Here is a 19,156-nt window from a genome sequence, read left to right on the forward strand (position 1 = left end):
CGGAATTCCCGGGAGCCAGATCGCTTCCGGTCCCCGCCGTGCGCGGGGATCGCCTCCGGCCAGCGCGTTGCGCCCGCCGGAGCGCTTTACGTTTGCGCCGCCCCAGCCGACGCCCCGTCGCGGCCCGGGCCAGAAAGAAGGAGCGCCGGCATGTTCGAGAGCCTTTCCGAACGCCTCTCAGGCGTCTTCGAGAAACTCACCAAGCAGGGCGCCCTGTCGGAAGCCGACGTCGTCACCGCCCTGCGCGAGGTGCGGGTGGCGCTGCTCGAGGCCGACGTCTCGCTGCCGGTGGCCCGCGACTTCGTCAAGGCGGTGCAGGAGAAGGCGACGGGCCAGGCGGTCACCAGGTCGGTCACTCCGGGCCAGCAGGTCGTCAAGATCGTCCACGACGAACTGATCCGCGTGCTCGCCGGCGACGGCGCCGAGATCGGCAAGCTGCGCGTCGACAATCCGCCCACCCCGATCCTGATGGTCGGCCTGCAGGGCTCGGGCAAGACCACGACCACCGCCAAGCTCGCCCTGCGGCTGAGCCAGCGGGAGAAGAAGAAGGTCCTGATGGCCTCGCTCGACGTCCGCCGGCCGGCGGCGATGGAGCAGCTTCAGGTCCTGGGCCTGCAGACCGGCGTCGAGGTCCTGCCCATCGTCAAGGGCGAGAGCCCGGTGCAGATCGCCCGCCGCGCCAAGATGACCGCCGAGCAGGGCGGCTTCGACGTCTACATGCTCGACACAGCCGGCCGTCTGCATGTCGACGACGAGCTGATGGACGAGGCCATCGCCGTGCGCGACGCGGTCCGCCCGCGCGAGACGCTGCTGGTGGTCGACGGCCTGACCGGCCAGGACGCGCTGAACGTCGCCGAGAACTTCGACGGCCGCATCGGCGTCACCGGCGTGGTGCTGACCCGCATGGACGGCGACGGCCGCGGCGGCGCGGCGCTGTCGATGCGCGCGGTCACCGGCAAGCCGATCAAGTTCGTCGGCCTCGGCGAGAAGATGGACGCGCTCGAGGAATTCCACCCCGAGCGGATCGCCGGCCGGATTCTCGGCATGGGCGACATCGTCAGCCTCGTCGAGAAGGCCCAGGAGACCATCGAGGCCGAAGAGGCCGAGCGGATGATGAAGCGGTTCCAGAAGGGCCGCTTCGACATGAACGACCTGCAGAAGCAGTTCGAGCAGATGCTCCAGATGGGCGGCATGGGCGGCCTGATGGGCATGCTGCCGGGCATGGGCAAGATGCAGAAGCAGATGGACGAGGCCGGGATGGACGACAAGGTGCTCAAGCGCCAGATCGCCATCATCCAGTCGATGACCAAGGCCGAGCGCAAGAACCCCGACCTGCTGAAGGCCAGCCGCAAGAAGCGCATCGCGGCCGGCTGCGGCATGGACGTGGCCGACGTGAACAAGCTTCTCAAGATGCACCGCCAGATGGCGGACATGATGAAGAAGATGGGCAAGATGGGGACCAAGGGGCTGATGCGCGGCGGTCTCGGCGCGCTGCTCGGCGGCAAGGGCGGCGGCATGCCTCCGGGGATGGCGCCCGGCATGGGCGGCCCCGGCGCCGGCGGCCAGGCGCCCAAGCTGCCCCAGGGCATGGGCGGCATGGGCGGCGGCCTGCCCGGCGGCCTGCCGGGCCTGGGCGGCGGCGCCCCGATGCCTCCGGGCCTGTCGGGCTTCGGGAAGAAGAAATGACCTTCCGCCTCGAGATCCCCACCCTCGAGACCCAGCGGCTGCGCCTGCGCGCGCCGCGGCCGGACGATTTCGAGACCTTCGCGACCTTCTTCGCCGCGCCGCGGACCGAATATATCGGCGGCCCGAAGAACCGCTCCGACTCGTGGTGGGAGCTCGCGGGCACGCTGGGCATGTGGGCGTTCCGCGGCTTCGGGATGTGGATGGTCGAGGAGAAGGCCACCGGCGCCGTGATCGGCCGCGTCGGCCCGTGGGCGCCCGACGGCTGGCCCGAGCCCGAGATCGGCTGGTCCCTGTTCGAGGGGCGCGAGGGACGCGGCTACGCCACCGAGGCTGCGCTCGAGGCCCGCGACTGGGCCTACCGCACCGCCGGCTGGACCACCGCGATCAGCCTGATCGCGCCGCAGAACGCCGCCAGCAAGGCCGTCGCGACCCGCCTGGGCTGCGCGCCCGAGGGCCGTTTCGTCCACCCCGAGGAGGGCTGGGAGGCCGAGATCTGGCGCCACCCCTCGGCCGCGGAGCTCTCGGCATGACCACGACCGTCGTCATCCCGACGCTGGAGACCGAGCGGCTGATCCTGCGCGCCCTGCGCCTCGACGACTTCGAGCCGCTCGCCGCTTTCTACGCCGGCCCCCGCGCCCGCTTCATCGGCGGGCCGATGACCCGCCAGCAGGCCTGGACCAAGTTCCAGTCCTTCCTGGGCATGTGGGCGCTGCGCGGCTACGGCATGTTCGCCCTCGAGGAGCGCGCGACCGGTTCCCTCGTCGGCCGCGCCGGCCTGCAGTGGCACGAGCAGACGCCCGAGCCGGAGATGGCCTGGTCCCTGCTCGACGGGTTCGAGGGGCGCGGCTATGCGGCCGAGGCCGCGGTCGCCGCGCGCGACCACGCCTTCGAGGCGCACGGGATCGACGCGCCGATCAGCCTGATCGACGCGGCCAACGCGCCGAGCCTGGCGCTGGCGCGCCGACTGGGCTGCGTGCGCGAGGCGGGCGATTTCACCTATGCCGACGGCCATGTCGTCCAGGTCTGGCGCCACCCGGCCCGGGCCACGGCCGCCGCATGACCAGGGGGGAGGAGACCATGACCGACACGGCGACGCAGACCGCCGGCGGCCCGCAGGAGCCCGAGCACGTGCTCCGCGCGCGGGAGGTGCTGGCCAAGCTGCGCGGGGACATCGACAACCTTGACGCGATCCTGGTCTACACGCTGGCCCAGCGCTTCAAGGCGACCCAGGCGGTCGGCCGGCTGAAGGCCGAGCACGACCTGCCCCCCGCCGACCCCGACCGGGAGGCCCGCCAGGTCGCCCGACTGCGCCAGCTCTCGGCCGACGCCGAGCTGGACCCCGAGTTCGCGGAGGCCTTCCTGGCCTTCATCATCCAGGAAGTCATCCGCCACCACGAGAAGCTGAAGAGCTGACCTGACCCCCGGGCGCGACGCGCCCGTCCAGACCCCCCGGGCCCCGTCCCGGATCGAGCTTCCGGGCGCCAAGTCCCGGATCGAAACCCAAGGAGACCAAGACCATGGCCATCAAGATTCGTCTCGCCCGCGGCGGTTCCAAGAAGCGTCCCTTCTACCGCGTCGTCGCCGCCGACAGCCGCTCGCCCCGCGACGGCCGCTTCATCGAGAAGCTGGGCACCTACAACCCCCTCCTGCCCAAGGACTCCGAGGACCGCGTGAAGCTGAACGTCGAGCGCATCCAGGAGTGGATCGCCCAGGGCGCCCAGCCGACCGACCGCGTCGCCCGCTTCCTCGAGGCCGCCGGCGTCCGCGACAAGGCCGAGCGCGCCAACCTGAAGAAGGCCGTCCCCGGCAAGAAGGCCACCGAGCGCGCGAAGGAGCGCGAGGACAAGGCCGCCAAGGCCGCCGAAGCCGCCGCCGCCGCGAAGGCCGCCGCCGAGGCGCCGGCCGAGGCCCCCGCCGAGACCCCGGCCGAGGACGCCTCGGCCGAGTGATCGGGCCTGGGCGGCGGGCCCGGCCCGCCGCCCGCATTCCCGTCCGCCTGCCCGCTCGCGCGAAAGGCTCTGTTAGACCCTGACCGCTAGGCTGCCGCCTTTCCAAGGCGGAACCCGGAGGCAGGGACCATGGCCAAGGCGCGCAAGCGGGAGCGGAAGTTCTGGATCGGCATCGGCTCCTCCGACCATGTGGAGGAGGCGGTGTCGCGCAGCTTCTGCCTCCTCTCCCACGGGACCGAGGCGGCGCTGGCCGCGATGCTTCCCGGCGACGGGCTGACGCTGTTTGCCAAGCGGCCCACCGACCACGCCTCGGAGCTGGTCGAGCGCTTCGAGGCGATCGGGGTCATCGGCCCCGGCACCGCCTGGACCCGGGGGCGCGACGGCGGCGTGATCCGCCGCCTGCAGGCCCGTTGGGTCGGCCCCGCCGAGCCGGTCCATGCCGAGGCCCTGGCGGCGCGGCTCGACTTCGTGAAGGCTCCCGCCCGCTGGCGCGCGTCGCTGGCCCGGGACCGCAAGGCGATCGGACGCGAGGATTTCGCCCGCATCGCCGAAGCCATGGACCTTCCCGGCTTCGCCTGGGAGGTCCGCAACGACCGCGGGCTCGACTTCGCGGTCGCCGCCGAGGGACAGGACGTCCCCGGCGCCTCGCCCCTCGACCGCGGGTGGGGAACGCAGGATCAGCGGTCGGATGGAGGCCCGTTCCGGATGCGCAGGAAATGAGCGAAGACCCGATCGGCAAGGTCTGCGTGGGCGCCATCGCCGGCGCCTTCGGGGTGCGCGGCGACGTGCGCCTGAAAAGCTTCTGCGCCGACCCCGGCGCCATCGGCGACTACGCGCCGCTGACCGACGAGACCGGACGCGAGTTCGGCGTGAAGATCTCCCGCCAGGTGAAGGGAGGCTTCGCCGCCCGCCTGACCGGCGTGACCACCCGCGAGGACGCCGAGGCGCTGCGCGGCGTGCGCCTCTACGCCCCGCGCTGGAAGCTGCCGAGCCTGCCGAGCGACGAGTTCTACCATGCCGACCTGGTCGGCCTGCCGGTCTTCGACGGCGGCGGCGCGCGCCTGGGCAAGGTGCGCGCGGTGCACGACTTCGGGGCCGGCGACATCCTCGAGATCGTCTCGCCCGAGCATCGCCAGCCGGTGATGCTGCCCTTCACGCTGGCCGCCGTGCCGATCGTCGACCTCGCCGCCCATCGCATCGTCGCCGACCCGCCGCCCGGCGTGTTCCCCGGCGACGACGACGAGGGCCCCGAGCCTGACGAGGACGGGGACGAGGATCCCGGCGAAGACCCCGGCGATCACGTCGCGCGCAAGGACCCCGGCGCGTGAGCGACGAGCCCAAGCCCGCGGACGCGCCGCAGACGCCGGCGCCCGGCCGCTCGCACGGGCGGCTGACGATCTCGGCCTCGCGCCGCCCCCGCGACCTGATGGAGGAGACGCGGGTCAAGAACGCCTGGCGCGCCACCGTCGTCACCCTGTTCCCCGGCATGTTCCCCGGGCCCCTGGGCGACAGCCTGCTGGGCCGGGCGCTCGCCGAGGGGATCTGGGCGCTGGACAAGGTCAACCTTCGCGAGTTCGGCCTCGGCAAGCACCGGGCGGTGGACGACACTCCTGCGGGCGGCGGCCCGGGCATGGTGCTGCGCGCCGACGTGGTGGCCGCCGCGCTCGACGACAGCCCCCGCCCCGGCCCGGTGCTGATGATGTCGCCGCGCGGCCGCCCCTTCGACCAGGCCATGGCCCAGTCGCTCGCCGCCGCCCCCGGCGCCACCTTCATCTGCGGCCGCTTCGAGGGCGTGGACGAGCGCGTGCTCGAGGCCCGCGGCATCCACGAGGTCAGCCTGGGGGATTTCGTGATGACCGGCGGGGAAATCGCCGCGATGGCATTGATCGACGCCACGGTTCGGCTTATACCGCGCGTCCTCGGGAACCCCGAGTCCGTGGAGACGGAGTCCTTCTCCCACGGGCTTCTGGAAGCCCCGCAATACACGAGGCCCCCCGTATGGGACGGGCGCGAGATCCCGGAGACGCTTCTCTCCGGCAATCACGCCCGGATCGCGGAATGGCGTCGCGACGCGGCCGAAAGGCTGACCAAGGAACGACGACCCGATCTCTGGCGGGCGCACCGGGAGCGAAGCTCCGGTCCGGACCCGATTGAAGCCCAGAGCGCTCGGTCGCGCATCAGTCCGTCCCCCGCCCAGCCGGGACAGGGGAAAAAAGACGGCCAGGAAAAGGAATAGAGGTCATGAACCTCCTTCAGACGCTCGAGCTCGAGCATGCCAAGGAACTTGGCAAGACCATCCCCGACTTCAACGCCGGCGACACCGTGCGCGTCGGCTACAAGGTGACCGAGGGCACCCGCACCCGCGTGCAGGCCTTCGAGGGCGTCGTGATCGGCCGCAAGGGCGGCAACGGCATCGGCGGCGCGTTCACCGTCCGCAAGATCTCGTTCGGCGAGGGCGTGGAGCGCGTGTTCCCCATCCACTCGCCCAACATCGATTCGATCGAGGTGGTCCGCCGTGGCCGCGTCCGCCGCGCGAAGCTCTACTACCTGCGCGCGCGTCGCGGCAAATCGGCCCGCATCGCCGAGAAGACCAACTACAAGCCGCGCGAGGGTTACTCCGGCGGCCGCGCCCTGCCCGGCGCCGAGTAAGTCTTCCGCACGGGGCCCCGCCCCTGCCGATCCCAAGGCGCGCGCCCCCCGGGCGCGCGCCTTTCGCGTTCAGGCCCGGTCTCGCGTCCCCTCGCAGTCCGGCTCGCCGCTGGCCGCGGCCGGAGCGCCCCGTCCCGACAGGCCCGTCAGGCGAAGGCCGTCGCGGCGCCCTGATGAAGCTCGGCCACGATCCGCCTGACCTCGGCCCGCCCGACCGCGTTGCGCGAGGCGATCTTCATCGCCGCGAGGTTCTGGAGGTCGTCGATCGGGGCGGCGATCAGCACCTGGCGCGGAGCGGTGGGCGCGTAGGGGTCCAGCCCCTCGGCCGCGAAGATCTCGGCGTCGGGCGTCACGAAGACCGTCTCCAGCCAGGCCGACAGGTCCCGGCGCCGGGCCACCCGCAGGTCCAGCTCGTTGCGGATGGTCTTCACCGCGACCTCGAGCTTGGCCGCCTCGGTCAGGAACACATGCGCCGCGCCGGCCAGTTGCAGCAGCATCCGCGCGGCCCCCGTCCCCCCCGAGAACAGCGCCACGCCGTTGTCCTTGTAATCCAGCGCGAACTGCAGGTTCGAGCGCATGATATGCGTGTAGTAGCGCAGGAACCCCTCGCCCAGCGCCACCCGGTCCGAAAGGTCGGGGCCCCGCCGCTCCAGCTCGCCCCTGTAGGCGCGGTAGGAGACGAAGCGGTGGTCGTCGCCCCCCGCGCCGCCGAAGACCAGGGGCTTGGCCCAGGCCGGGGCGCCCTCGTGCAGGCTCTGCTCGGCCGAGGCGAGGCCCAGCTCCGCCAGCCGCGCGCGCAGCGCGTGCTCGGCCTGGTATTCGTTGAGGTCATGGGCCTTGGCGACATAGTTGTCATAGGCGTCCACGCCCGCGATGCGCAACTCGGCGTCCGAGAGGATCCGCGCCTTGCCCACGGCGGCGAAGTCGTCGGCCTCGCGCGCGGCGGTCCAGCCGGGGCCGGACCAGTTTCCGTATCGCAGCAGGTCCCCGATGAATCCCGACGTCATGGCGCGTCCCCTCCGCTCTGGCCGGCGCCCGCGCGCCGCTTGTCGTAACGGAAGCAGCCTAGCGCCTCTCGCGCGATCCCGGAACCGCGAGACGCGCGGATGGGGGCTGGCGCGGGGGCGGCGTCTCGTCGAGGATGCGGCCCGGACCCGACCTCGCCCCAGCCGACGGACCCCGCCATGACCGCGCCCTCCCCCGAAGCGGCTTTGCCCGACACGCCGTCCCCCCCCACGCCCTCCCCGGACGCGCCTTCGCTCGATGCGCCCGGGGCCGGGGTCGCCGCCAACCTCGCCCGCTGGAACGCGCGGGCCGAAATCCACCTCGCCGACCGCACCGGCTTTTACGACGTCGCGGGCGTGGTGGCAGGCGAGGTGGGGTTCGCAGGCGTCAGCGATGACGACCTCGGTCCGGTCGAGGGGCTGCGCATCGCCCATGTGCAGTGCCACTTCGGCCTCGACAGCCTGATCCTGGCGCGCAAGGGGGCGGAGGTTGAGGGGCTGGATTTCTCGCCCGTCGCCATCGAGGGCGCCCGGGCGCTCGCCGCCCGGACCGGCCTGCCCGCCCGCTTCCACCTGGGCGACGCGCTGAGCGCGGCTCAGGTGATGGGGGCCGGGCGGTTCGACATGGTGTTCGTGACCTGGGGCACGATCTGCTGGCTGCCCGACGTCTTCGCCTGGGCCGCCCAGGTCGCGGCGCTGCTCAAGCCCGGCGGACGGCTATTCTTTCGCGACTCTCACCCCGCCGCCCAGGCGCTCGACCCGGTCGAGGGGCGACTGGTCCCCTGCTTCAACTGGCGCACGCCGCGCCACGCGCCCCTGCGCTTCGAGGAGGCGACGACCTACACCGGCGACGAGGCCCCCCTGCCCGCGCTGGCCGATCATGAGTGGATCCACCCCGTCTCCGACATCGTCGCCGGGCTGATGCAGGCGGGGCTGCGCCTCGACGGGCTCGAGGAGCACGACTTCCTGGTCTGGGACATGTGGCCCGGCTGGACCGAGCAGGGCGAGGACGGGCTGTGGCGCTTTCCCCAGGGCGCGGTGCGCGTGCCGCTGAGCCTGACCGTCCGCGCCTCGCGCCCCGCATGAGCGCCGCGCCCCGCCCGTTCCGGATCCGCCCCGTGGGGCCGCGTCCGCTTCGCCTGGCGCGCCGCGCCCCGCGCCTCTGCGCGCTGCTGGCGCTGGCCTGGGGGCTGGGGCTCGCGGCCCCCGCCGCGGCCTGCGGCACGCCCGAGACCGCCTGCACGGTCTCGGGCGACTTTGGCGAGGGCGAGTATCGGCTCGCCCTGCCCGAGGGGGCGGCGCCGGGCGCGCTTCTGCCTGCCATCGTGGTCCTGCACGGCTACGGCGGCCTGGCCGCGGTCGCGGTGCGCCAGGAGACGCTGGCGGGCGAGTGGCTCGCGCGCGGTCACGCGGTGATCGCGGCCCAGGGCGCCCCGCGGCGCGAGGGCGAGACGGGCGGCGCCTGGAACGCCTTCGCCGATCCCCGCCGGCGGGACGACGTGGCCTTCCTGCGCGCGGTGCTGGCCGACGCCGCGAGCCGGGCGCCGATCGACCCGGCGCGGGCGCTGCTGGGCGGATTCTCGGGCGGCGGCATGATGACCTGGCGGGTCGCCTGCGACGCGCCGGAGGCGTTCCGCGCCTACCTCCCCGTCGCGGGCCTCCTCTGGCGCCCCCTGCCCGAGACCTGCGCCGGCCCCGCCCCCCTCCTGCACCTGCATGGCTGGAGCGATCCTGTGGTCCCGCTCGAGGGCCGCTCGGTCGCCGGGGGGCGGATCACGCAGGGGGACCTTTTCGCGGGGCTCGACCTGATGCGGGCGGCCAACGGCTGCGCGCGCGACGACCCCGACGCCTACGACCTGGGCGAGCGCTTCTGGCTGCGCGCCTGGACCGACTGCGCCGGCGCGCCGATGGCTTTCGCCCTGCATTCGGGCGGCCATGCCGTGCCCGAGGGCTGGGCCGCGCTGTCGCTGCGCTGGCTCGAGACGCTGGAGACCGCGCCGCAATGACCCTGCGCCCCCTCGCATGATCCGCACCCTGTCCCTGACGCTGACCGCGCTGATCGCCTTCGCTGCGAACTCGGTGCTGTGCCGGGCGGCGCTGGACGCCGGCGCGTTGCAGGGCGCCCCGCCCGACGCGGCCGCCTTCACCGCCGTGCGGCTGATCTCGGGCGCCGCGATGCTGTCGCTGCTGCTGGCGACGCGCACGCCGCTGGGCCCGGCGCTGCGGGGCGCGCAGCCGGTCTCGGCGCTGGCGCTGCTGGCCTATGCGGGGCTGTTCTCGCTCGCCTATCTCGACCTCGACGCGGGGATCGGAGCGCTGATCCTGTTCGGGGCGGTGCAGACCTCGATGTTCGCGGGCGCGCTGATGATGGGCGAGCGGCCGCCGGCGATGCGCTGGGTGGGGGCGGGCTGCGGGCTGGCGGGGCTCGGCTGGCTGGCGGCGCCGGGGGCGAGTGCGCCGCCGCTGATGGCCTCGCTGATGATGGCGGGGGCGGGGGCGGCCTGGGGGGTGTATTCGCTGCGCGGGCGCGGGTCCTCGCGGCCGCTGGCCGACACCGCGGGGGCCTTCGCGCTGGCCGCGCCGCTGGCCGCGATCCTGTGGGCCATTGCCTGGGCGCTGGACGCCGCGCCGGGCCTGGGCGGGCGCGAGGCGGCGCTCGCCGTGGCCTCGGGCGCGTTCGCCTCGGGCTGCGGCTATGCGGTGTGGTATGCGGCGCTGCCGCGGCTGGAGGCCTCGATGGCCGCGGTCGCGCAGCTTGCCGTGCCGCTGATCGCGCTGGCGGGCGGCATGGCCTGGCTCGGCGAGGCGCCCTCGCCGCGCTTCTGGACCGCCGCGGCGCTGATCCTGGGGGGGCTTGGCGCGGCGACCCTCGCCGTGCGCCGGCGGGCGGCCTGAGCGAAGCCGCTACCAGTCGGCGATCACCGCCGGATCCAGCGCGACCGGCGCCCGCGCGGCCCGCAGCGCGTCGTGGGAGGGGCTCTCGGGGTTTCCCCAGATCCCCGCGGCCGCGCGCATTCCCTCGGGCGCGCCGCGCCTCGCGGCCTCGAGGTAGTGCAGCAGCGCCACCATGTCGTCCTGGCGCACATGCCCGCCGGTCTCGAACAGCGAGCCCAGCACCAGCCACGCGGCCGGAGAGCCCTGCTGCGCGGCCTGCTCGAGCAACGCGTAGGCCACCTCCTGGTCGCCCAGCCGCCACAGCGCGCGGGCGAGCTGGAAGCGCAGGCGGGCGAGGTCCGGACGCTCGGCCACAGCGGCCAGGCAGGCGGCGCGCGCGGCCTCGGCCGGCAGGCGACGGCCCGCCACCGGCGCGGCCTTGCGCTCGGGGTCGACGCCCCAGGCTGCCAGCCGGTCGCAGTCGGCGATCGCGTCGGGCGCCGCGGCCAGGCTCGCCCCGTCGCTCGGGGCCTTGCCGGCGGCCGGCGCGGCCAGCCCCAGGCCCAGCGCCGCGGCAAGGATGAGGCGCAGGGCGGGGGATCGGGGGCGGGCGGAGGTCACGGGCGCAGGCTCCTGACACGGGAAACGGTCGGCGGGCGTGCGTGACAGTCTGACGAAGCTTTCGTGACGATCAAGCCTCGGTTTCGCGACAATGCGGTCGAGGCGGCGCGTGCCGGCCCCGCCCGACCGCCGCCGCAGGGCGACGACGCGACGCGGCGTCGGGCGCCGCCTGCGTCCCCGCCGCGCTCGACTTCCCGTTCCGCCCGCGGCAATGCTGCGCCCCGTGCGGAAGAAGAGGGCGTGAAACCATGGACTACGCGGCGATCACCGAGACCTTCACGAAACTGGCGCTCGAAGCCGGCGACCTGATCCTGGAGGTCTACGCCTCGCCCGACTTCGAGGTGAAGTCGAAGTCCGACGACAGCCCGGTGACCGAGGCCGACACCAAGGCCGACGCCCATATCTCCGCCGGTCTGCGCGCCGCCTTCCCCGATCTGGCGCTGGTCACCGAGGAGCAGGCCGCGACCCACACCCAGGAGGTCTCGACCTTCCTGATCGTCGACCCGCTGGACGGCACCAAGGAATTCGTGAACCGCCGCGGCGAGTTCACCGTGAACATCGCGCTGGTCGAGGACGGCGTCCCGACCCACGGCGTGGTCTACGCCCCGGCGCTGGGACGGCTGTTCCGCACCACCGCCTCCGGCGGCGCCGAGGAGATGAACGTCGAGACCAGGGCGGTCGAGCCGATCTCCGTCTCGACCCCGGACATGACCGGCCTGAACGTCGTCGCCTCCAAGTCGCACCGGGACAAGGCCACCGACGACTACATCGGCCAGTACTCGGTCGCCGACTTCCTCTCGGCTGGCTCCTCGCTGAAGTTCTGCCTGGTGGCGACGGGGGAGGCCGACCTCTACCCGCGCCTCGGCCGCACGATGGAGTGGGACACCGCCGCGGGCGACGCCGTGCTGCGCGCGGCCGGCGGCCATGTCGACCGGATGGAGGGGGGCGGGCCCCTCCGCTACGGCAAGTCGGGCTTCGCGAACCCGTTCTTCGTGTGCTATGCCCCGGGCGTGGACGTGAAGCCCCTGTGAACGAGGGGCGCTGACGAACGAGGCCGCGGACCATGCGCGCCGCCATCATCATCCCCGCTCGCTACAAGAGCTCCCGTTTCCCCGGCAAGCCGCTGCAGGCGCTGAAGGGCGCCGACGGCGTCTCCAAGACCCTGATCCGGCGCAGCTGGGAGGCGGCGATGGCCGCCGACGGCTTCGCCGAGGTCGCGGTCGCCACCGACGACGAGCGCATCGCCGAACACGCCGCGGGCTTTGGCGCGACGGTGATCATGACGCCCGAGTCCTGCCGCAACGGGACCGAGCGCTGCGCCGCGGCCGTCCAGGGGCTCGAGGAAATCCCGCATCTGGTGGTGAACCTTCAGGGCGACGCGCCGCTGACCCCGCCCTGGTTCGTCGAGGCGCTGCGCGACGCCATGGCCGCGGCGCCCGAGTTCGACGTCGCCACCCCGGTCCTGCGCTGCGACGCCGAGGCCCACGCGGCCTTCCTCGAGGATCGCGCCGCGGGCCGGGTCGGGGGCACCACCGCGGTCTTCGACCGGGCGGGCCGCGCCCTCTACTTCTCCAAGGAGGTGATCCCCTACACCGGGCGCGCCTTTGCGGCCGACGAGACCCCGCCGGTCTTCCACCACGTGGGCTGCTACGCCTACCGCCCCGCCGCGCTCTCCGCCTACGCCGGCTGGCCGGAGGGGGAGCTGGAGCGGTGGGAGGGACTCGAGCAGCTGCGGTTCCTCGAGAACGGGACCCCGCTGAAATGCGTGGAGGTCGACGCCCGCGGCCGCGTGTTCTGGGAGGTGAACAACCCCCAGGACGTGCCGCGGGTCGAGTCCGCCATGGCCCGCGCCGGCCTCAGCTGAAGCTGGGTGCCTGCGCCCACGCGCCGCGGGAATTGCGACCGCGACGCCGAGTTCCGGTCACGACGGCGTCACGTCGTCGTGTCCACAGTGCCCCGCGCCGCGCGGGCGTCGGATCGGCGACGGTCCGCCCGCGCGAGGCGACGGCGAACAGGATCGAATGGCGCGCCACGGCTCCGGCCGCGGACGCAGGCCGCAACGAGGACGAGAATGAGCAACAAGGTCACGAAGGCGATCTTTCCGGTCGCGGGTCTGGGCACGCGCTTCCTGCCGGCCACCAAGGCGATCCCCAAGGAGGTCCTGCCGCTGGTCGACCGTCCGCTGATCCAGTACGCGATCGACGAGGCCCGCGCCGCCGGCATCCGGGAGTTCATCTTCGTCACCTCGCGCGGGAAATCCGCGCTGGAGGACTATTTCGACCTCGCCCCCGAGCTTGAGCGCGCCCTCGAGGACAAGGGCAAGACCGACCTGCTGGGCGAGGTGCGCAAGGCCAACATGGACAGCGGCCAGATCGCCTATGTCCGCCAGACCGAGGCGCTGGGCCTGGGCCACGCCGTGTGGTGCGCCCGCCGCCTGATCGGCCCGGACGAGCCGGTCGCGGTGCTGCTGCCCGACGACGTGATCTCGGCCGAGACGCCCTGCCTCGAGCAGATGATGGACTCCTACGCCGACACCGGCGGCTGCATGGTCGCCACCATGGAGGTCCCGCGCGAGCAGGTCTCGGCCTACGGCGTGCTGGACGTGGCCGAGGACATGGGCCGGCTGGTCAAGGCGCGGGGCATGGTCGAGAAGCCCAAGGTGAACCCGCCCTCGAACCTGGCGGTGATCGGGCGCTACATCCTTCCCCCCACCGTGTTCACCACCCTCAACGCGGGCCAGAAGGGCGCGGGGGGCGAGATCCAGCTGACCGACGCCATCGCCCGCGAGATCGATGAGGGCCGCGACGTCTACGGCTACCGGTTCGAGGGGCGGCGCTTCGACTGCGGCTCCAAGTCCGGCTTCCTGAAGGCCACCGTCGCCTTCGGCCTGGCGCGTCCCGACCTGGGCCCCGACTTCGCGGAGTTCCTGCGCGACACCGTCAACTACATGCCCGCTCCGGGGGAATAACGCGACCATGGCGAAAGTTCTGGTGACCGGCGGCGCCGGCTACATCGGCTCGCACGGCTGCAAGGCCCTGCGCGCAGCGGGGCATGAGCCCGTGGTCTTCGACAACTTCCGCACCGGCTGGAAACAGGCGGTGAAGTTCGGCGAGATGATCGAGGGCGACCTGCTGGACGAGGCCGCCCTCAAGGCCGCGTTCGCGCAGGTGAAGCCCGACGCGGTGATGCATTTCGCGGCGCTGTCGAACGTCGGCGAGTCGGTGGCGAACCCCGAGCTCTACTGGCGCAACAACGTCGGCGGCTCGCTCAACCTGCTCTGCGCGATGCGCGACGCGGGCGTGGGCTCGATCGTGTTCTCCTCGACGGCCGCCACCTATGGCGAGCCCGACCAGGACCCGATCACCGAGACCGCGCCCCAGCGGCCGATCAACGCCTACGGCGCCTCGAAGCTGGCGGTCGAGGCGCTGCTCGACGACTTCGAGAAGGCCCACGGCATCCGCTCGATCGCGTTCCGCTACTTCAACGTGGCCGGCGCCGACCCCGACCGCCAGATCGGCGAGCATCACGTGCCCGAGACGCACCTGATCCCCAACGTGCTCGACGCCGCGGCCGGCGCGCGCGAGGCGCTGACGGTGAACGGCGACGATTATCCCACGCCCGACGGCACCTGCATCCGCGACTATGTCCACGTCATGGACCTGGTCGACGCCCATGTGCTGGGGACCGAGTGGCTGCTGGCGGGCAAGCCCAGCCAGCGGCTGAACCTCGGCACCGGCTCGGGCTTCTCGATCTGGCAGGTGATCGACGCGGCCAAGGAGGTCGTGGGGACCGAGATCCCGCTGTCCGTCGGCCCGCGCCGCCCCGGCGATCCCTCGCGGCTGGTCTGCGACGGCGCGCGGGCGCGCGAGGTGCTGGGCTGGGAGCCGAAACGCTCGGTGATGGCCGAGATGATCGGCGACGCCTGGGGCTGGCGGCAGACCGGCCGCTACTCGGCCTGAGCGCGGCATGGCCCGGCGCCTGCTGGACCTGACCCGCACCGTGGCCCGCGCCGGGCGGCTGACGCCCGGCGCCATCGACCGGACCGAGCGCGCCTGGGCCGCGCGCCTCTCGGCCGACCCCGAGGCGCGGTTCCTGGTCTCGGCGGGCCCGCGCCATCTGCTGCTGGACGGCGCCGGCGCCCAGACCCTGATCGCGGCGCTCGAAAGCGGCGAGGAGCTGCCTCCCGCCGACCTCCGCGGCGCCTTCTCCCCCTGGAAGACCGAACGTCAGCGGCGCGCCGACAGCCTCGCGCGGCGCCTGTCGCTGGGGATGGGCGAGGATCTGACCGCCCTGCTCGCCGCCCAGCCCGGCCGCTGGACCTATCTCAACATGGCCCAGGCGCAGCTCGACGCCGCCCGACTGAAGGCGCTGCGCGCCGGCGGCGCGCGGCGGGCGGTGGCGATGGCCCACGACCTTGTGGCGCTGGAGCGGCCGGAGCTGACCCGACCGACCGAGCCCACGCGCCTGCTCGCCTTCCTCGCCGCCGCGGGCCTGTGCGACGGGCTGATCTACGCCTCGCGCGAGACGGCCGAGATCGCCGCCCGGGGGCTCGAATCCCCGCCTCCGGGCCGGCTGGCTCCGCCGGGGGTGACGCCCCTGCCCACGCCCTCGGGCGCGGACGCCGACGACGCGGCCGAGGCCGAGGGCGCCTTCGTGATGCTGGGCGCGATCGAGCCGCGGCGGAACCACTTGGCCATGCTGTGGATCTGGCGGCGCCTGTGGGACGAGCTGGGCGACGCGGCGCCGCGCCTGTTCATCCTCGGCCGCCGGGCCTCGGAGTCGGAGATGGTGCAGGACATCCTCGACCGCTCGCCCATGGCCGGGCGCATCGTGTTCGAACGCAGCGAGCTGTCGGACGCGCAGGTCGCGGGGCGCCTCTCGGTCGCCTGCGCGCTGCTGGCGCCGAGCTTCGCCGAGGGCTCTGGCCTCGCGGTGGCCGAGGCGCTGACGCTGGGCTGCCCGGTGCTGGCCGCCGACATCCCCGCCCTGCGCGCCGCCGGCGGCGAGACGCCCGAGTTCATCGACCCGCTGGACCTGCCCGAGTGGCTGGAGGCGATTCTCGCCTACGCCCATCCCGCCGAGGACGGACCCGACCGGCGCGGCGCCCAGCTGGGCCGACTCGCCGCCTGGCAGCCGCGCGCCTGGGCTGACCACTTTGCAGAAGTGGATGATTTTCTGGAGGAAATCGGGGCCTGAAACCGAAGGGCCAGGATCAGGGATCCTGTCACGCACGCGTCACGCCCGCACCTTCATACAGACGATGAAGGCGGGCCGCGCGCGGTCTGCGTTGGGGAAACCGCGGCACGCGGTTCCGTGGCCCGCCACCCCCTCCGGCCGCGAACCGCGCCGGGGGGGAGCTCCCAGAGACGGCCTCCTTCGGGGGGCCGGAACGCGGCGCCCGGGGACGGCACTCCTCTGGGCGCGCGTGGGAGCGGAGGGGCCGGGCGGCGACGCCCGGCCCCTTTGATGTCGGAACACATCGGCAGGGGAGGCAAGGCCCGGCCGCGCCTTTCGGGGCCCGCCTCCGGCATATCCGGGCGCCGAGCCCGTGCGGCCTTCAGCCCTGCGCGCGCACCAGGGCGGCGAAGCGACGCGCGATCGCCGGCGCCTGGCCTAGGTGGGCGGCGGGGTCCAGCGCGGCGGGCCAGTCGATGTCCTGCGCGCCCTGCGTTCCGGCCAGCACCTCGACCAGCGGCCGGCCGCTGCGCGCGGCCTCGGCGCAGGCCGTCTTGACCAGCGCCTGGGCCTGCGGACGCGGCAGGGTCTCGGCCAGGCGGAAGCTCGCGGCCTCGGCCATCATCAGCCCGCCCGTGGCGTCCATGTTGGCCCGCATCCGCGCCGGGTCCGGGCGCAGCGAGGCGACCTGCGCCTCGGCATGGCGCAGCGCCGCGGCGGAGGCCACGCACAGCTGCGGCAGGCTCAGCCACTCCAGCGTCCAGGCGGCGCCGTCGCGCTCATGGCCGGCCAGCATCGCCTCCTGCGCGGCGCCCGAGAGGCGCGAGGTCAGGCGGGCCAGCGAGACCAGCGCCTCGGCCGCCACCGGGTTGGCCTTGTGGGGCATGGTCGAGGAGCCGCCCCCCTCCCCCGCGCGCAGCTCGCCGACCTCGGACTGGGACAGGACGACCAGATCGAGGCCGATCTTGCCGAGACTCGCGGTCTGGATGGCGAGGGCGGCGGCGAGCTCGGCCAGCCCGTCGCGGCCGGCGTGCCAAGGCAGCTCGGGACAGGCGAGGTCGAGCTCGGCGGCCATCGCGCGGGCCACCTCGTCGGCCCGCGGCCCCAGCGCGGCGGAGTTGCCCGAGGCGCCCGCCAGCGACAGCGCCAGAACCCGCGGGCGCATCTGGGCCAGTCGCTCGCGCGCGCGCAGCAGCGGCGCCCCCCAGGCCGCGAGCCGCGCGCCCAGCGTGGTCGGCGTGGCGATCTGGCCGCGGGTGCGCGCGGCCATCGGCAGCTCGGCCCAGCGCTCGGCCCCGTCCGCGAGATGGCCCAGGATCGCGGCGAGCCGCGCGTCGCACAGCGCCAGGAACGGCCGCAGCCGCAGCACCAGGGCGGTGTCGAGGATGTCCTGGCTGGTCGCGCCGTGGTGCACGAAGGCCGCGTGCTCAGGCGCGCCCATGGCCGCGCGGAACGCTTCGACGAAGGCCGGCACGACCACGCCCGAGGCGGCGGCGCCGGCGGCCAGCGCGGCGGGATCGATCGCGACCTCGCGCGCGGCGCGGTGGATGGCGCGGGCGGCAGTCTCGGGGATCAGCCCCAGCTCGCCCTGGGCCCTGGCCAGCGCGCCCTCGGCCAGCAGCATGGCGCGGATCTCGGAGGCGTCCGAGAACAGCCGCGCCGCCTGCGGGTCCGAGAGGTGCTCGCGCAGCATCGGGCTGTCGAAAGGGCTGGCGGTCATCGGCGGCTCTCCGCGGCAGGCTGGAACGGCGCGCACCCTGCCCCCGCGCGCGCGCCGACGCAACGCCGCGGGGGTCCCGGGGACAGGCAGGCGAGACCTCGGCGGCGCCGTGGCGACGGCTCGCGATGCAGACGACGATCAGGGGGCCTGGAGCATCCCCCGAGCCCGGGCGCCGGCGCCGAATGGCGCCGTCCCCCGCCCCGGCGCGCCGGGGTGGGCGGGCGGGAGGCGTGCCGGGGCGGGGGAAACCTGCCCGCCCGCGCGGCGATCAGCCGGCCGCGGCTTCCGCCGCAATGTCGGAGGCCTTGCGCCGCCCGCGCTCGGTGGCCGACTTAAGCTGCCCGCAGGCGGCCATGATGTCCTGCCCGCGCGGCGTGCGCACCGGGCTGGCGTAGCCGGCGCGGTTGACGATCTCGGCGAAGCTCTCGATCCGGTCCCAGTCCGAACGTTCGTAGGGGGAGCCGGGCCAGGGGTTGAACGGGATCAGGTTGATCTTGGCGGGGATCCCGGCGATCAGCTGCACCAGGCGCTTGGCGTCGGCGTCGGAGTCGTTGACGTCCTTGAGCATCACATACTCGAAGGTGATCCGCTCGGCGTTCGACAGGCGCGGATACTCCCGACACGCCTTCAGCAAGGCGTCGAGGTTCCACTTCCTGTTGATCGGTACCAGCACGTCGCGCAGCTCGTCGCGCACGGCATGGAGCGAGATCGCCAGCAGCGAGCCGATCTCGGCCCCCGCCCGCGCGATATTGGGCACCACGCCCGAGGTCGACAGCGTGATCCGGCGACGCGAGATCGACAGCCCCTCGTTGTCCATGGCGATCTTCATCGCGTCGCGCACGCCCTCGAAGTTGTAGAGCGGCTCGCCCATGCCCATCAGCACGATGTTGCTGAGCATCCGCCGCTCGGGCGGGCGCTGGCCGGCGACGGGCCACTCGCCCAGGTCGTCGCGGCAGACCAGGATCTGCGCGACGATCTCCTCGGGCGTCAGGTTGCGCACCAGCTTCTGGGTGCCGGTGTGGCAGAAGGTGCAGGTCAGCGTGCAGCCCACCTGGGAGGAGACGCACAGCGTGCCGCGGTCCTCCTCGGGGATGTAGACCGCCTCGACCTCATGTCCGCCCGAGAGGCGCAGCAGGTACTTGCGGGTGCCGTCGTTGGAGACCTGGCGGGTGACGATCTCGGGCCGGTCGAGGCGGAAGTGCTCGGCCAGCTGGGCGCGGTAGCCCTTGGCCAGGCTGGTCATCTCGGCGAAGTCGGTGGCGCCGCGCTGGTAGATCCACGACCACAACTGCGTCGCGCGCATCTTCGCCTGGCCCTCGGGGGTTCCGGCCTCGATCAGCGCCTCGATCATCTGGGGGCGGGTCAGCCCGACCAGCGGCCGCAGCCCCGCGGTCGCCTTCGGCGCGAAACCGGGCGTGTCCTGCGTCAGCGGCGCGGCCGCAGCGGTGGGAACCGAGGTCATGGCGTTCTCCGGGGCT

At 73.6% G+C, this 19,156-nt stretch carries 21 protein-coding genes; 17 read left to right on the plus strand and 4 right to left on the minus strand.

Features of this window, described 5'->3' with window-relative positions; translation table 11 throughout:
* The first annotated feature begins 150 nt into the window (after positions 1-150).
* The 9 genes from ffh to rplS all read left to right on the plus strand — a co-directional run bounded on the left by ffh (position 151) and on the right by rplS (position 6,284).
* Entirely contained in the window at positions 151-1,686 is a 1,536-nt protein-coding gene (ffh, locus tag AAC134_RS11900; protein WP_339949306.1) for a signal recognition particle protein, read from the plus strand.
* On the plus strand, positions 1,683-2,216 hold the full coding sequence (locus tag AAC134_RS11905) for a GNAT family N-acetyltransferase (protein WP_339949307.1): 534 nt from the start codon (positions 1,683-1,685) through the stop codon (positions 2,214-2,216). The genes ffh and AAC134_RS11905 overlap by 4 nt, the downstream gene beginning before the upstream one ends.
* Complete coding sequence (locus tag AAC134_RS11910) at positions 2,213-2,746, plus strand: GNAT family N-acetyltransferase (protein WP_339949308.1); 534 nt, start codon at positions 2,213-2,215, stop codon at positions 2,744-2,746. Before AAC134_RS11905 ends, AAC134_RS11910 begins: the two co-directional genes overlap by 4 nt.
* A gap of 17 nt (positions 2,747-2,763) precedes the next feature.
* On the plus strand, positions 2,764-3,099 hold the full coding sequence (locus AAC134_RS11915) for a chorismate mutase (protein ID WP_339949309.1): 336 nt from the start codon (positions 2,764-2,766) through the stop codon (positions 3,097-3,099).
* 104 nt (positions 3,100-3,203) lie between these two features.
* A complete protein-coding gene (gene rpsP, locus AAC134_RS11920; RefSeq protein WP_339949310.1) occupies positions 3,204-3,635 on the plus strand; it encodes a 30S ribosomal protein S16 in 432 nt (143 codons plus the stop codon).
* Positions 3,636-3,764: 129 nt separating this feature from the next.
* The gene (locus AAC134_RS11925) at positions 3,765-4,355 is read left to right on the plus strand and encodes a hypothetical protein (RefSeq protein WP_339949311.1); all 591 of its coding nucleotides are present in this window, start codon (positions 3,765-3,767) and stop codon (positions 4,353-4,355) included.
* Positions 4,352-4,963, plus strand: coding sequence for a ribosome maturation factor RimM (gene rimM / locus AAC134_RS11930; protein ID WP_339949312.1), 612 nt, complete (start codon positions 4,352-4,354; stop codon positions 4,961-4,963). The genes AAC134_RS11925 and rimM overlap by 4 nt, the downstream gene beginning before the upstream one ends.
* Positions 4,964-5,061: 98 nt before the next feature.
* Positions 5,062-5,871 carry a tRNA (guanosine(37)-N1)-methyltransferase TrmD gene (gene trmD / locus AAC134_RS11935; protein ID WP_339949344.1) on the plus strand — a complete coding sequence of 270 codons (810 nt, stop codon included), beginning with the start codon at positions 5,062-5,064 and terminating at the stop codon, positions 5,869-5,871.
* A gap of 5 nt (positions 5,872-5,876) precedes the next feature.
* A complete protein-coding gene (gene rplS, locus AAC134_RS11940; protein WP_339949313.1) occupies positions 5,877-6,284 on the plus strand; it encodes a 50S ribosomal protein L19 in 408 nt (135 codons plus the stop codon).
* Between the two features lie 146 nt (positions 6,285-6,430).
* On the opposite strand, the gene AAC134_RS11945 is transcribed toward rplS, so the two are convergent.
* Positions 6,431-7,291 carry a hypothetical protein gene (locus AAC134_RS11945; RefSeq protein ID WP_339949314.1) on the minus strand — a complete coding sequence of 287 codons (861 nt, stop codon included), beginning with the start codon at positions 7,289-7,291 and terminating at the stop codon, positions 6,431-6,433.
* A 177-nt stretch (positions 7,292-7,468) separates the two neighbouring features.
* On the opposite strand from AAC134_RS11945, the gene AAC134_RS11950 reads away from it, so the two are divergent.
* The 3 genes from AAC134_RS11950 to AAC134_RS11960 are packed head-to-tail and all read left to right on the plus strand — an operon-like array spanning position 7,469 to position 10,183.
* Positions 7,469-8,374, plus strand: coding sequence for a class I SAM-dependent methyltransferase (locus AAC134_RS11950; RefSeq protein ID WP_339949315.1), 906 nt, complete (start codon positions 7,469-7,471; stop codon positions 8,372-8,374).
* Entirely contained in the window at positions 8,371-9,294 is a 924-nt protein-coding gene (locus tag AAC134_RS11955; RefSeq protein WP_339949316.1) for a polyhydroxybutyrate depolymerase, read from the plus strand. Before AAC134_RS11950 ends, AAC134_RS11955 begins: the two co-directional genes overlap by 4 nt.
* Before the next feature lie 16 nt (positions 9,295-9,310).
* A complete protein-coding gene (locus tag AAC134_RS11960) occupies positions 9,311-10,183 on the plus strand; it encodes a DMT family transporter (protein WP_339949317.1) in 873 nt (290 codons plus the stop codon).
* 9 nt (positions 10,184-10,192) lie between these two features.
* Here AAC134_RS11960 and AAC134_RS11965 read toward each other — a convergent pair whose 3' ends face one another.
* Positions 10,193-10,783: a hypothetical protein gene (locus tag AAC134_RS11965; RefSeq protein WP_339949318.1), complete on the minus strand. Its 591-nt coding sequence runs from the start codon at positions 10,781-10,783 to the stop codon at positions 10,193-10,195.
* A gap of 248 nt (positions 10,784-11,031) precedes the next feature.
* Here AAC134_RS11965 and cysQ point away from each other — a divergent pair, with 248 nt between their 5' ends.
* The 5 genes from cysQ (at position 11,032) to AAC134_RS11990 (ending at position 15,979) form a co-directional block, all read left to right on the plus strand.
* Positions 11,032-11,814, plus strand: coding sequence for a 3'(2'),5'-bisphosphate nucleotidase CysQ (gene cysQ / locus AAC134_RS11970; RefSeq protein ID WP_339949319.1), 783 nt, complete (start codon positions 11,032-11,034; stop codon positions 11,812-11,814).
* A 32-nt stretch (positions 11,815-11,846) separates the two neighbouring features.
* Positions 11,847-12,647 carry a manno-octulosonate cytidylyltransferase gene (locus AAC134_RS11975; RefSeq protein ID WP_339949320.1) on the plus strand — a complete coding sequence of 267 codons (801 nt, stop codon included), beginning with the start codon at positions 11,847-11,849 and terminating at the stop codon, positions 12,645-12,647.
* 207 nt (positions 12,648-12,854) lie between these two features.
* Positions 12,855-13,751, plus strand: coding sequence for a UTP--glucose-1-phosphate uridylyltransferase (locus AAC134_RS11980; protein ID WP_339949321.1), 897 nt, complete (start codon positions 12,855-12,857; stop codon positions 13,749-13,751).
* A 7-nt stretch (positions 13,752-13,758) separates the two neighbouring features.
* Positions 13,759-14,742: a UDP-glucose 4-epimerase GalE gene (gene galE, locus AAC134_RS11985; RefSeq protein WP_339949322.1), complete on the plus strand. Its 984-nt coding sequence runs from the start codon at positions 13,759-13,761 to the stop codon at positions 14,740-14,742.
* 7 nt (positions 14,743-14,749) lie between these two features.
* Positions 14,750-15,979 (plus strand): glycosyltransferase, encoded by a 1,230-nt coding sequence (locus tag AAC134_RS11990; RefSeq protein ID WP_339949323.1) that lies wholly within the window; start codon positions 14,750-14,752, stop codon positions 15,977-15,979.
* A gap of 361 nt (positions 15,980-16,340) precedes the next feature.
* On the opposite strand, the gene AAC134_RS11995 is transcribed toward AAC134_RS11990, so the two are convergent.
* Together AAC134_RS11995 and rlmN are read right to left on the minus strand one after the other, a co-directional pair.
* Positions 16,341-17,678 carry a lyase family protein gene (locus AAC134_RS11995; RefSeq protein WP_339949324.1) on the minus strand — a complete coding sequence of 446 codons (1,338 nt, stop codon included), beginning with the start codon at positions 17,676-17,678 and terminating at the stop codon, positions 16,341-16,343.
* 268 nt (positions 17,679-17,946) lie between these two features.
* Positions 17,947-19,140 carry a 23S rRNA (adenine(2503)-C(2))-methyltransferase RlmN gene (rlmN, locus tag AAC134_RS12000; RefSeq protein WP_339949325.1) on the minus strand — a complete coding sequence of 398 codons (1,194 nt, stop codon included), beginning with the start codon at positions 19,138-19,140 and terminating at the stop codon, positions 17,947-17,949.
* Positions 19,141-19,156 lie beyond the last annotated feature (16 nt).

The sequence above is a fragment of the uncultured Albimonas sp. genome (genome assembly GCF_963977235.1).
Taxonomy (GTDB): domain Bacteria; phylum Pseudomonadota; class Alphaproteobacteria; order Rhodobacterales; family Rhodobacteraceae; genus Albimonas.

What these genes read in the sequence shown, in the direction of transcription:
- AAC134_RS11910 (WP_339949308.1), top strand. Translation starts at nt 2,213, where the DNA reads ATGACCACGACCGTCGTCATCCCGACGCTGGAGACCGAGCGGCTGATC.
- rlmN (WP_339949325.1), bottom strand. Translation starts at nt 19,140, where the DNA reads ATGACCTCGGTTCCCACCGCTGCGGCCGCGCCGCTGACGCAGGACACG.
- cysQ (WP_339949319.1), top strand. Translation starts at nt 11,032, where the DNA reads ATGGACTACGCGGCGATCACCGAGACCTTCACGAAACTGGCGCTCGAA.
- AAC134_RS11990 (WP_339949323.1), top strand. Translation starts at nt 14,750, where the DNA reads ATGGCCCGGCGCCTGCTGGACCTGACCCGCACCGTGGCCCGCGCCGGG.
- rpsP (WP_339949310.1), top strand. Translation starts at nt 3,204, where the DNA reads ATGGCCATCAAGATTCGTCTCGCCCGCGGCGGTTCCAAGAAGCGTCCC.
- AAC134_RS11960 (WP_339949317.1), top strand. Translation starts at nt 9,311, where the DNA reads ATGATCCGCACCCTGTCCCTGACGCTGACCGCGCTGATCGCCTTCGCT.
- AAC134_RS11980 (WP_339949321.1), top strand. Translation starts at nt 12,855, where the DNA reads ATGAGCAACAAGGTCACGAAGGCGATCTTTCCGGTCGCGGGTCTGGGC.
- AAC134_RS11905 (WP_339949307.1), top strand. Translation starts at nt 1,683, where the DNA reads ATGACCTTCCGCCTCGAGATCCCCACCCTCGAGACCCAGCGGCTGCGC.
- AAC134_RS11995 (WP_339949324.1), bottom strand. Translation starts at nt 17,678, where the DNA reads ATGACCGCCAGCCCTTTCGACAGCCCGATGCTGCGCGAGCACCTCTCG.
- AAC134_RS11915 (WP_339949309.1), top strand. Translation starts at nt 2,764, where the DNA reads ATGACCGACACGGCGACGCAGACCGCCGGCGGCCCGCAGGAGCCCGAG.
- AAC134_RS11950 (WP_339949315.1), top strand. Translation starts at nt 7,469, where the DNA reads ATGACCGCGCCCTCCCCCGAAGCGGCTTTGCCCGACACGCCGTCCCCC.
- AAC134_RS11955 (WP_339949316.1), top strand. Translation starts at nt 8,371, where the DNA reads ATGAGCGCCGCGCCCCGCCCGTTCCGGATCCGCCCCGTGGGGCCGCGT.
- ffh (WP_339949306.1), top strand. Translation starts at nt 151, where the DNA reads ATGTTCGAGAGCCTTTCCGAACGCCTCTCAGGCGTCTTCGAGAAACTC.
- AAC134_RS11925 (WP_339949311.1), top strand. Translation starts at nt 3,765, where the DNA reads ATGGCCAAGGCGCGCAAGCGGGAGCGGAAGTTCTGGATCGGCATCGGC.
- rplS (WP_339949313.1), top strand. Translation starts at nt 5,877, where the DNA reads ATGAACCTCCTTCAGACGCTCGAGCTCGAGCATGCCAAGGAACTTGGC.
- AAC134_RS11945 (WP_339949314.1), bottom strand. Translation starts at nt 7,291, where the DNA reads ATGACGTCGGGATTCATCGGGGACCTGCTGCGATACGGAAACTGGTCC.
- rimM (WP_339949312.1), top strand. Translation starts at nt 4,352, where the DNA reads ATGAGCGAAGACCCGATCGGCAAGGTCTGCGTGGGCGCCATCGCCGGC.
- AAC134_RS11975 (WP_339949320.1), top strand. Translation starts at nt 11,847, where the DNA reads ATGCGCGCCGCCATCATCATCCCCGCTCGCTACAAGAGCTCCCGTTTC.
- galE (WP_339949322.1), top strand. Translation starts at nt 13,759, where the DNA reads ATGGCGAAAGTTCTGGTGACCGGCGGCGCCGGCTACATCGGCTCGCAC.
- trmD (WP_339949344.1), top strand. Translation starts at nt 5,062, where the DNA reads ATGGAGGAGACGCGGGTCAAGAACGCCTGGCGCGCCACCGTCGTCACC.